Here is an 11542-nt window from a genome sequence, read left to right on the forward strand (position 1 = left end):
TAACAAGTATGAAACTTACTTTAAAAATATGGAGACAGGCTGGTCCTGAAGCCAAAGGAAAAATAGTTACTTATCCAGTGGATGGTATCGAAGGAGATATGTCTTTTCTTGAAATGATGGATATCTTGAACGAAGACTTGGTTAATAAAGGGGAAATTCCTGTAGAATTTGATCATGACTGTCGTGAAGGTATCTGCGGTTCTTGTAACATGATGATTAATGGACAGCCTCATGGGCCACAAAAATTGACCACTACCTGTCAATTGCATATGAGAAAGTTTGATGATGGCGATACAATTACCATAGAACCATGGAGAGCTGCAGCTTTTCCAGTAATTAAAGATTTAATTGTAGACCGTTCTTCATTTGATAGAATCCAGCAGGCTGGGGCTTATGTATCTGTAAATACTTCTGGTAATACACAAGATGCAAATTCCATTCCTATTGAGAAAGCAAAAGCAGATGAAGCATTTCATTCAGCCACTTGTATAGGCTGTGGCGCCTGTGTGGCAGCATGTAAAAATGCCAGTGCCATGTTGTTTACGAGTGCCAAAATTTCTCAATATGCGCTCCTGCCTCAAGGTGAAATAGAAGCAACCGATCGAGTAATGAACATGGTACGTCAGATGGATGAGGAAGGTTTTGGTAATTGCACCAATACAGGAGCTTGTATGCTCGAGTGTCCTAAAGGAATTAAATTGGAAAATATTGCACGTATGAATCGCGAGTATTTAAAAGCAGAAACTATCGGATAGTTTTCTCAGTGGCATATAAAAAACCCCATTTCATTTGAACTGAAATGGGGTTTTTGTTTTGGTGGCAGTTCTATTTTAAAAATCCCTGTATATCCTTCACATTATATTTATGACTTCGTTTCATAAAGTCATTAAAGAAAGCGACATGACTTGCACCGTATAAAACCAGCACCTTATCTACAGGAGAAATAGCGGTTTTATTAAAGTTTGCAAAAATTCTAATGTTGCGACGCTAATAGTCTGTAGCAACGCCTGCCCCTTTAAATTTACCATTTGTATTTACATACGTCATAAGGTCTGCATTGATGTTGAATAGAAAGTCAAGGTATTGAGCTGTGTTGGTAAAGCGGTACAATTGTTTTGTAGTGGCTTGCTTTTCTATGGCTTCTACTTTTTGTAAAAAAGGACCTATAAAACCAGAGCGATAGCTCGAATTAGGCGCTTTTTACCAGCGCAAACGCGATCTTTTCTTAAACCTAATAAATCATAGCCAGTTCGCTTTTAAACCCACACATGGCCCTTATTTCCTGTTGTTGGATTACAGTGAAATTACAAATGAAAACGACCTAGACTTTACGAGAATACTGACTATAGAATATAAAATAGCTAGTATACCTATTTCTGTTTTTATGAATGGAAAAGACCCTAAAACATTAAGGTTTTGTTTTGCAAAGAAAGAGGAAGAGATTATCGCAGCAGCTGAGATTTTGAATGCTTTGTAACCCTGCTTTCCCAGGTCTTTTCTTTACGCTGTACGTTCCAAAAAAAACTGCCACAAATAGAAAAAAAATCAGGTTTCTTAATAGAACTTGAAATCAAAACGGAATTTAAAAATAAGTTTTAATCCATAGTGAAATTAAGAAAAGAGCGTTTCTATCTCCGTAATTTTTAGTAACGAAATCCTTCGGGAGGAGAATGGAAATATGACATGGAGTATCCTAGAACGCTACTATCTTGTCATTCTTGCTGCGCAGCGTTTTTGTTTCTCCTGTAAGTAGTACTTTTATCTTACGGCACAATCCTTGAAATTATCTAATAAAATACCTGATGAAATACCTAATCTTATGTATAGCAATCATTTTTAGCTCTTGTAGTTCTCAAAAAATCTCTAAAACCCTGTCCAGCGCAGATTTCAAAACTGCCGAGCAGCCTTATTTTGAATCCTGGACGGGAGGCGCTCCTGGATCTGGAAGCGGCGTAACGCTCTATTTCCCTAGTTCGATTTTAGAAGGTCATTCATTACAAGCGGTTTATTTCCAAGGTATGGAGAATGCTGGGCCGAGTCTCACTTCTACCGATAAGCAAATGCTAGTCACTCGTTTTCAATTGGTGACCACACCAGATGAGAGGAACCTAGATCCTAAAAACGAGTACGGCAATGAAGCTCCTCCATTAGAAGCCTTCCCTTTTAAATTGCTCGAAAATCAGGCAGTAATCGCATTTGACTTGGATGGCGGCACTAAATACGTAAAACTAGTACACATTACTCAGAGAGAAACTATTGCCTATCCAAGTGCGCCACCTCAAGGGAATAATAAGTAAGCTTATTCATTTTCCTAAAGGCTATAATCAATTCTATCCTTTAGAAGAATTAAATTACTTGAAGTAAGACGTTCCTAATTTCTCCCAAAAGCAGTATAATTTAAAGTCCTTTCCATTAAAAAGAACTTAGGACAGGTCAGGCTCTATCAGAAACTGCCGCTTTCACTCATTCCTATCTAGGAGTCACTCCTTGTGACTAGTTAGGAGTCCTTTCTTTTCCTAGGTTTATCAGCATATGTAATTATAAAAAATCTAGTTATTGTTGCGGTTCTTGTTTTGAGTTCCGCTTTCGCGAAAGCACAAGGAGAAAAAATCGCTCGAGAATTAAAAGGCTACATCGATGCTGAAACCTCTGACGTGGTCATTGAAGTAAAAGATAAAGAACGGAAAACACACTATGTAAAAAGTGCAATAAGCCTCATGTCCATATTGATGAAGTGGCTTGTGCTGGATAAAATGGTAGATGCGATGCGAGTTCAAAACTAAAGAACTTTAACCATCTTCAAAATGTTATTAAACCCTAGTAGTTTCTATTTCCCTAAGAGTAGAATTAATTCTACTCTTAGGAAAATAATGCTACCTTTGAAATTCAAAATAAACCAGCTTTTTGAGCTCCATAAAAAACCTTTTTAAGAATACCTTTATTTACGGTCTGGCGACGGTTTTGCCACGATTACTCACGGTTTTATTGACTCCTTTATTAACAAAACATTTACCTACCAGAGCTGATTTTGGAGAGCTATCTGTTATTTTTTCTTGGATGATTATTTTTAATGTCCTATTAACCTACGGTACAGAAACCTCTTTTTTTAGATACTTTACAGAGACTAAGGATAGATCCAAAGTCCTAGGAACAGCCTTAGCAACCTTGTTAGGCACTACCTTACTCTTTGTTGCTATAGCTTATCTAAGCCTCGATTATATAGAAGTCTGGACAAATAAATCTTCAGATTACTGGAAATGGGTTATTGGTATTTTGGCCTTTGATACGCTTGCAGTGGTGCCTTTTGCTTACATGAGAGCACAAGGAAAAGCAATGAAATATGCCGTGATAAAAATGATTAACGTCGGTATTGCAGTAGGTTGCAGTGCCTTGTTTTTGATATGGTTACAAGATATTCCTATGTTGCGCGATATAGTACCTAGTGATAAGATAGAGTTATTTTTTATAGCATTTTTTGGAGCAAGTTTCTTGACCTTCTTCGTGGTTTGTAAACCGTATTTCAGTAAGTGGACGTTTGATATGCAGCTTTGGAAAAAGATGTTGCGTTATGGGTTTCCTATTCTCATCGCAGGATTAGCTTTTGCAGTTAATGAAACTTTTGATAAAATCTTATTAGAATGGTTGTTGACCGATAATGCTACAGATCAAGTAGGTGTTTATACAGCTTGTTATCGACTTGCTGTAGGGATGACTTTATTTGCAACAGCTTTTAAATTAGGCGTAGAACCTTTTTTCTTTAGTGAAGCAAAGAATGAAAAAGCACCAGAACTTTATGCTCAACTTACTAAAATGTTTGTTATACTCGGCTCGATAGCCTTGTTGATGTATATTATTTTAGTAGATATTATAAAAGTATGGCTTATTGATGAAGCTTATTTTGAAGCCATGGATATTGTACCATTAATATTGATTGCTTATTTGTTTTTTGGCATTTATCAATCTATATCTGTTTGGTATAAGGTAACCGATAAGACTAAATACGGCGCTTATATTTCTGTATTAGGAGCTGTTTTAACTATAGGATTAAACTTAATATTGATACCACAGATAGGGTATATGGCCAGTGCTATAACAACTTGTGCCGCTTATGGATTCATGATGGTGACTTCTTATATTTGGAGCAGAAAACACTTTGCGATTCCATATGATGTTAAAAATATGCTGCTGTATCTAACCGTTGCAATTAGTTTTTCGCTAGTTTTCTTTTATTTTTTAAGAGAAGAATTGGGTATAGGCAGTTGGAGTCTTTATCTTGTGGGAATCGTTATGACAGCAGTTCTTTCTGGAATTATTTGGACTCGCGAAAAGACATTTATTAAAAACTTGATTAAGAAATAATGATCATTAAAATCATCAACAAATCGTCACATGCATTACCTCACTATGAAACGGAGGCAAGTGCAGGAATGGATTTACGAGCACATCTAGAAGTAGCCGTTACTTTACAGCCGCTAGAAAGAGCCATTATAAAAACTGGATTATTCATAGAGCTGCCTATAGGATATGAAGCGCAAGTAAGGCCTAGAAGCGGTCTCGCTGCCAAAAAAGGAATCACAGTTCTGAACGCTCCAGGAACTATTGATGCAGATTACCGTGGAGAAATAGGAGTCATTTTAGTGAACCTTTCTAAGGAAGCTTTTACGGTAGAAAATGGAGAACGCATTGCACAACTGGTCATCGCAAAACACGAGCGCGCAGACTGGTATAAAGTAGAAGAATTGAGCAGCACAGAGAGAGGTGCTGGAGGTTTTGGAAGTACAGGAGTTAAGTAAAATCTAATTTCAATTTGAGTTAGAACTTGAACTTGAAAAAGAATCAAAAAGCTATAGACAAGACCCAATATTCGATAAAAGCTTGAAAAGATAAAGTGAAAAGCCTCGCAGAGGTTTCTTCCCTTTGGATAGACGAAAGATGTTACGTGTGTAAGGGTAAGAAAAAAATATGTACTGGATCGGCAGTTGAGATCTAAGCAGAAGACACAAAACTGTATCAATAAAGAAATTAATAGTGATTTGTAGTTTTTAATTACCATTGGCTTCAAAGTAGAATTACAATTTAAAAGAAGCTTGCAGTGTCTCTAACTCAGAGAATATCTAAGAAGAAAGCAAAGATTAGCCCATCAATAACAAAATAAACAGCTAAGTTTTTAACTTAGCACTTTTACTTTTCTATATAAACTCTAAAAATTTAAAGATTTCAAAGAAATACTTTTTCATTCAAATCTTGATGAAATAAACAGATTCCTGCTGGTGCAGGAACAGCAATATAGCCTATGAAAATAATTGTGCCTATGGCAGGTCGCGGTTCTCGACTGCGCCCCCATTCACTAACAACTCCTAAACCATTAATACCTATTGCAAACCAGCCTATCGTACACCGATTGGTAGCTGATATCGCAGGTATTCTTTCAGAACCCGTGGAAGAAATTGCTTTTATTTTAGGAGATCCAGCATTTTTTGGAGATGAGGTGGTAAATAGCCTTATAAAACTTGCAGAAGGCCTCGGTGCCAAAGCAAGCATTTATAGACAGCTAGAGCCACTGGGAACCGGTCATGCTATTATGTGCGCAGAGCCATCACTTTCTGGACCAGCAGTGGTCGCTTATGCAGATACGCTCATAAGAGCTAGCTTTGAACTCGATCCAGCGGCAGACGCTGTGATATGGACCAAACAAGTGGACAAGCCAGAAGCCTATGGGGTTGTAAAACTCAATGATAAAGAAGAAATTGTAGAATTAGTAGAGAAACCAGACCAATTTGTAAGTGACCAGGCAGTGATAGGAATCTATTATTTCAAAGAAATAGAAAATCTTAAAACAGAGCTCCAATTTGTCATCGATAATGACATTATCAATGGTGGAGAATACCAGATCAATGACGGGATCAAGAGAATGATGGCGTCTGGAAATATATTTAAGACAGCAACTGTGGAGGAATGGATGGATTGTGGCAACAAAGAAGTGGCTATAGAAACCAACCAGCGCATCATGACTTTTATGGAAAAAGACGCTAGTGAAGAATTGAATACACGACCTACTTTACACAATTCTAAAATCATCAAGCCCTGTGTCATTGATAGTAGCGTCGTACTTATAAACAGCACTGTAGGACCACATGTTTCTATAGGTGCAGGAACAGTGATCGAGAATTGCACGATTACCAACTCATTGATTCAAAAAAATTCGATTATAAAAAACGCTACCTTAGAGGAAGCGATGATAGGTAGTCATGTAAAATACGACGGTAAGTTTACTAAAATCAGCATAGGAGATTATTCTATTATGGAATAGTGCTAATGCAATGAATAGTCATTAATTTACTATTAATTTGGTACAACTATTGAACAGTAAAACAGATGAACAAATTATTTAAAGTAGCGTCCTTACTAGCTGTCTTTTTGCTTAGCAATCAACTCTTTGCTCAGCAAGAAGTGTTTTCTGATGAGGTAAATGTCGACGATTTGGGAGATGTTTCAGACGATTTTAAGGACAGTTTTTTCAACGCACTCGCAGCAAAGGCGATAGGTAACCACGATAAGGCTATCTTATATTTAGAAGTTTGTGAAGAATTAGATCCCAAATCTGGTGCCGTGCAGTATGAAATGGGTAAGAACTATTTGATGAGTGACGCTTTCGCAAAAGCAGAAGTAAAAATAATTCGTGCCATAGAACTAGAAGGAGAAATAGAATGGCTCCTAGAAACTTTATACGACGTTTATAACAAGCAAAAGGAATATGAAAAATCCATAGCTATTTTAGAAAAGCTAGCAAAAATCAATCTGAATTATGAGGAGTTATTGCCTTATCAATACTTCAGAGTTGGTAAAAACCAGCAAGCCCTTGCGATTATAAATAAGCTAGATAACAGGTTAGGAGATAACCAACGACGCAATCAGATAAGAATACAGCTAGAAGCACGATTAGAGAAAAATAAAGCCAGGGACGGGAACATTGAAGATCTAGAAGCTGCTATGGCATCAGATCCTAAAGATGAGAAAGCTTATATCAACTTGATTTATCTATACAGTAAGAAAAACAACACAGAGAAAGTTCAAGAAATTGCAGAGCTTTTAGAAAAAAACGTACCTAAGAGTGACAAAGCACAACTAGCACTTTACAAAATCTATTTAGAAGCGGGTAAAACCAGTAAAGGAATTAAAAGTATGCAAATGGTCTTTAAGTCTTCCCAGTTTGATACCGAGACTAAGATCAATGTGCTTAATGATTTCATACAGTCTGGAGTTACAGATGTAGAAGATGAAGAAATTAAAAACGCTATAGACAACTTTGCTGATCAGGTAGGAGATGTAAAAGCTTTTAATGCTTTGGGAGATTATTATTTAAAGAGAAAAGATGCTGTTAGAGCTATTTTATTTTATGAAAAAGGGTTACAGCTTGATCATAAGAATTACGAATTGATTAAGAAAGTCGCCCTTTTAAGCATAGACATCAAGGACTATAAAAAAGCCGTAGAAATTACAGACACAGCGCTGGATATTTTTCCTGCACAAGCCTTACTTTACTTATTAAACGGCGTTGCACATAATCATCTCAATGAACCAGATCGAGCGATAGAACAACTAGAAATGGGGTTGAGCTTTTTACTTGATGAGCCTCAACTGGAGAGCGATATGTATCAGCAACTAGCAGTGAGTTATGATTTAAAAGGCAATACAACTAAAGCCACAAAATTGCGTTCTAAAATAAAAATACCGACTAATAAATCCTAATGAAATACCTAAAGTTACTTTCTATTGTTATACTCTTATTCCTTTCAGGTTGTGGAGGTATTCAAAGAGCTGCAAATAATGCAACAGCAAAAGCTAAAAAAGCTAAAGTATGGAAAGCTCATGAAGCAGCTCGCATCGATTTTAAAACGATGAATGCGAGACTTTCTGTGAGCTATGACAATTTACAAAGCACTCGATCTTTCACCGTAAATCTTCGTATGGAAAAAGGCAAGCAAATCTGGATGAGCGCCACTATATTTGGATTTACAGGGGCAAAAGTGTATATCACTCCAGATCGAGTTCAGTTTTATGAAAAGCTCAATAAAAGAGCTTTTGAAGGCGATTTTAGTTTGATCAGTGATTTTCTGGGAGAAGAAATTACCTTTGAGCAGTTGGAAGACTTACTCTTAGGCCAAGCGGTAGAGCCATTAAAGAATAAAGACTTTACAGTAGTTGATAATGAATATCAGTTCAAGCAAGACGCCCTGATCACTAAGCTTTTTAGTTTGCGACCATCAGACTTTAAACTCTCTGAACAATCGATTTCTAATTCCTCAGAAAACAGTTTTTTAAAAGTTAATTATCCAGAATATCAAGTGGTGGAGGGAAGGATAATCCCTACAGAGATTAAAATTAATGCCCATCAGCGCGAGCGCGTTTCAAAGTTAGAAATGGAGTTTAAAAACGTGGAGTTTGATCAAGAATTGACGTTTCCGTTTCACATGCCTTCTGGTTATAGTCCATTCGAGTTGTAGATGAAAAAAAATAGTTGTGTATTGATGTTGTTTTTGTTGTGTTTCGCTTTTGCGAAAGCGCAATCAGATAAAGCTGTTCTGGAACAACGCAAGTCCGAAATTCAAAAGGAGATCAATCAGTTCGATAGGCTGCTCAAAAATGTGCGAAAGGAAGAAAAAACAATGGTTTTGCTGGTGGAAACCATTGATAAAAAGATGGCTCGTACTCAAGAGATCATCAATATTACCAACAAGCAGGCAAATATTCTAACTAGAAACATAAAAGCCAACGCTGTCGAAATAAGAAAGTTCAACACAGAAATAAAGTCGCTTAAAGCAGCGTATGCTGAGATGATTGTCAAGGCATATAAATCAAAAAACGATCAAAGCCGTTTGATGTTTTTACTGAGCTCTGAAGATTTCTTACAAGCTTATAAAAGGGTTCAATACTTGCAGTCTTATGCAAATTATCGCAAAAAACAAGCTTATGAAATCGAAGTAAAGTCAAATGCACTTGTTGATAAAAATGCCGAATTGGAAAGTGAAAAAAAAGAAAAAAAACAGGTGCTTGCATTAAATAAAAAACAAGGAATTGCCCTTAAAGTAGATAAAGTAGAGCAAGAAAACTTATTAGCTGTGGTTCAAGCAAATGAAAAACAATATGCTTCTAATATTAAGGAAAAAGGAAAGGAACGCAATAAAATAGACAAAGAGCTTAAAGCATTGATTGTCTCAGATATCAAAGCTTCTAACAAAGGGAAAACAGGAGCTGTTGCAAATAAATTTTTTCTCACGCCAGAAGCTAAGATACTTGCAAATAATTTTAAAAGTAATAAAGGGAAATTACCATGGCCAGTAGAAGAAGGTTTCGTCTCTAGACGTTATGGAACACAAGCGCATCCAGTACTGCGATCCTTAACCATAGATTCAAATGGTCTAAGAATGCAAAGTCCAAGTGGTGCAAAAGCACGTGCTATTTTTGAAGGAGAAGTCATGCGCATCACTAAAAGTAAGTACGGTATTCTAGCGGTCCATATCAGACATGGAAATTACACATCCATTTATGATAACTTGAAACAAGTAAGTGTTGAAAAGGGTAACAGGGTAAACACTAAAGACATTATAGGAGAAATTTTTACATCTAATTCAGGAGAGACAGAACTCAAATTTGTTCTGATGCAAGACACAGAAACTATAGATCCAGCACAGTGGATTGCGAGGAAATAGGTGGGTTAGTAATTCCTGCTTTAAGTCGCAATAGTATCTGTTTATTGCGCTATTTTAAGGGAAAACAATTGCGCATTAATTATTCAAATAATGCCTTCAATTCTGTAGCATCCTTTGCTTTCATTTTTCCAGCAAGAACTAGGCTCAATTGTTTGCGTCTTAAGGCCGCGTCATATCGTTGTTTTTCTATTTCAGTTTCTGGAGTGATCGGAGCGATATGAATAGGTCTTCCACTTTCATCTACGGCTACAAATGTGTAGATGGCTTCATTTGCTTTCGTACGCTCGCCGCTTTCGCGATCTTCTACCCACACGTCCATATAAACTTCCATGGAACTCTTAAATGCCCTAGTGACTTGTGCCTCTATAGTTACCACACTTCCTAAAGGGACCATTCTATTAAAGGCCACGTGATTGACAGAGGCAGTTACCACAATACGTCTGGAATGTCTTCTTGCAGCGATACTTGCAGCGCGATCCATACGTGCTAGTAGCTCACCTCCGAAAAGATTATTCAGCGGATTCGTCTCACTAGGCAAGACCATATCTGTAACTGTAGTAAAGGATTGGGATGGTGTTTTAGCATCCATAATAGCGCATTTTTTTTGCAAAGGTAGTCGCTATTTTATGTTGAGGCAGTTTATTTTAGAAAAGATTATCGTAACGGAAATTTTATGGAGAATGCAAATTGGCGGTAGAATAATGATGCGGTTTATAGATATATGACTTCTAGCCGTATAGTCCAAAGCTTTTACTGCAGGATAGGAGCCTTCAACAAACTTTTTAAGCTTCTGATTCGTCAGAACAAATTTGGCCAAAGGGAATTTTAATTCAGTAAAAAGGAGAGGCGCAAGCTTGTTTGGGACCTGCTTTTCTCTCTCTGTAAAAACAGTATCTTGAAAATCAAACAGTAGCTGTTTTTTTTAAGGAGATACGAGTATTAAACCTCTCTTTTGCAAAAGTAAAAACAGTTAAAACTAACCACAAAAAAAACGCCTACAGATCAAAGCCTGTAGGCGTTTTGTGATAATTATACTATCAAGTAAGATCGTTACCGTCTTTATCTTTGAAGTTATATTCTAGATAAGTATAGGCATCTCGAGGTACCACTTTGACCCATTTTTTGTGAGTTACAAACCACTTAGATCGTATAGAAGGATATCCTTTTGTTATAAAAGCCGCCACAAAAGGATGCGCATTGAGCGTTATCTTTTTTAGACCAGCCTTAAGATGTCGTTCTAAAGTTTCGGTAATTTCCTGAATAACTAGAATAGGAGCTTGAATTTCCTTTCCATTTCCATCAGGATCTTCCTCACGAGTTTTTATGTTTACTTCTTGCCTTACACGCTGTCTAGTAATCTGGATCAATCCAAACTTACTAGGGGGAAGGATCTTGTGCTTTGCACGGTCGTCAGACATTTCATCGCGCATATGCTCGTAGAGTTTCTTGCGATTTTCTACTTTGCGCATATCAATAAAATCCACTACGATGATACCACCCATATCTCTAAGTCTTAACTGGCGTGCAATCTCTGTTGCAGAGATCATGTTAGTTTCTAGAGCGGTGTCTTCTTGACTGTCTGCTTTATTAGATCTATTCCCAGAGTTGACATCAATTACATGCATGGCTTCTGTGTGTTCTATAATCAGGTAAGCACCTTTACTCATAGAAACTGTCCGGCCAAATGATGTTTTAATTTGTCGTTCAATACCAAACTTTTCAAAAACAGAAGTTCTTGGGTTGTGGTATTTTACAATAGACTCTTTATGTGGGGCAATAGTTTTTAAATAGTTTTTAATTTCATCATAAACTCCTTGGTCATCAACCACTAT

At 36.9% G+C, this 11542-nt stretch carries 13 protein-coding genes and 1 pseudogene; 10 read left to right on the forward strand and 4 right to left on the reverse strand.

Translation table 11 applies throughout. The features are described from left to right. The first annotated feature begins 8 nt into the window (after positions 1–8). Entirely contained in the window at positions 9–755 is a 747-nt protein-coding gene (locus ACJAT0_RS06495) for a succinate dehydrogenase/fumarate reductase iron-sulfur subunit (RefSeq protein ID WP_415181011.1), read from the forward strand. 70 nt (positions 756–825) lie between these two features. Here the strand turns inward: ACJAT0_RS06495 and ACJAT0_RS06500 are convergent, their stop codons facing one another. Continuing rightward, positions 826–978, reverse strand: coding sequence for a DUF5694 domain-containing protein (locus ACJAT0_RS06500; protein WP_415181020.1), 153 nt, complete (start codon positions 976–978; stop codon positions 826–828). Positions 979–987: 9 nt separating this feature from the next. Beyond that, positions 988–1110 (reverse strand): hypothetical protein, encoded by a 123-nt coding sequence (locus tag ACJAT0_RS06505; protein ID WP_415181012.1) that lies wholly within the window; start codon positions 1108–1110, stop codon positions 988–990. 103 nt (positions 1111–1213) lie between these two features. Here ACJAT0_RS06505 and ACJAT0_RS06510 point away from each other — a divergent pair. The 9 genes and pseudogenes from ACJAT0_RS06510 to ACJAT0_RS06550 all read left to right on the forward strand — a co-directional run. Further along, positions 1214–1477: pseudogene (locus ACJAT0_RS06510) on the forward strand (methionine aminotransferase); the annotation flags it as partial. A gap of 325 nt (positions 1478–1802) precedes the next feature. Further along, the gene (locus ACJAT0_RS06515; protein ID WP_415181013.1) at positions 1803–2297 is read left to right on the forward strand and encodes a hypothetical protein; all 495 of its coding nucleotides are present in this window, start codon (positions 1803–1805) and stop codon (positions 2295–2297) included. Positions 2298–2573: 276 nt separating this feature from the next. Beyond that, positions 2574–2783: a hypothetical protein gene (locus tag ACJAT0_RS06520; RefSeq protein WP_415181014.1), complete on the forward strand. Its 210-nt coding sequence runs from the start codon at positions 2574–2576 to the stop codon at positions 2781–2783. A gap of 121 nt (positions 2784–2904) precedes the next feature. After that, a complete protein-coding gene (locus ACJAT0_RS06525; RefSeq protein ID WP_415181015.1) occupies positions 2905–4359 on the forward strand; it encodes a lipopolysaccharide biosynthesis protein in 1455 nt (484 codons plus the stop codon). Then, positions 4359–4793, forward strand: a complete 435-nt coding sequence (gene dut, locus ACJAT0_RS06530; protein WP_415181016.1) for a dUTP diphosphatase — start codon at positions 4359–4361, stop codon at positions 4791–4793. The genes ACJAT0_RS06525 and dut overlap by 1 nt, the downstream gene beginning before the upstream one ends. Before the next feature lie 500 nt (positions 4794–5293). Further along, complete coding sequence (locus ACJAT0_RS06535; protein ID WP_374002645.1) at positions 5294–6310, forward strand: sugar nucleotidyltransferase; 1017 nt, start codon at positions 5294–5296, stop codon at positions 6308–6310. 65 nt (positions 6311–6375) lie between these two features. After that, positions 6376–7749 (forward strand): tetratricopeptide repeat protein, encoded by a 1374-nt coding sequence (locus ACJAT0_RS06540; RefSeq protein ID WP_374002646.1) that lies wholly within the window; start codon positions 6376–6378, stop codon positions 7747–7749. Then, the gene (locus ACJAT0_RS06545; RefSeq protein ID WP_374002647.1) at positions 7749–8504 is read left to right on the forward strand and encodes a DUF4292 domain-containing protein; all 756 of its coding nucleotides are present in this window, start codon (positions 7749–7751) and stop codon (positions 8502–8504) included. Before ACJAT0_RS06540 ends, ACJAT0_RS06545 begins: the two co-directional genes overlap by 1 nt. Further along, positions 8505–9710 carry a murein hydrolase activator EnvC family protein gene (locus ACJAT0_RS06550; RefSeq protein ID WP_415181017.1) on the forward strand — a complete coding sequence of 402 codons (1206 nt, stop codon included), beginning with the start codon at positions 8505–8507 and terminating at the stop codon, positions 9708–9710. A 79-nt stretch (positions 9711–9789) separates the two neighbouring features. On the opposite strand, the gene ACJAT0_RS06555 is transcribed toward ACJAT0_RS06550, so the two are convergent. Together ACJAT0_RS06555 and ACJAT0_RS06560 are read right to left on the reverse strand one after the other, a co-directional pair. Next, on the reverse strand, positions 9790–10299 hold the full coding sequence (locus tag ACJAT0_RS06555; protein ID WP_415181018.1) for an acyl-CoA thioesterase: 510 nt from the start codon (positions 10297–10299) through the stop codon (positions 9790–9792). Positions 10300–10747: 448 nt separating this feature from the next. Then, on the reverse strand, positions 10748–11542 hold a 795-nt coding region (locus tag ACJAT0_RS06560; RefSeq protein WP_415181019.1), incomplete at its 5' end, for a ribonuclease E/G.

The organism is Nonlabens sp. (assembly GCF_047636915.1).
In the GTDB taxonomy this organism is placed as follows: domain Bacteria; phylum Bacteroidota; class Bacteroidia; order Flavobacteriales; family Flavobacteriaceae; genus Nonlabens.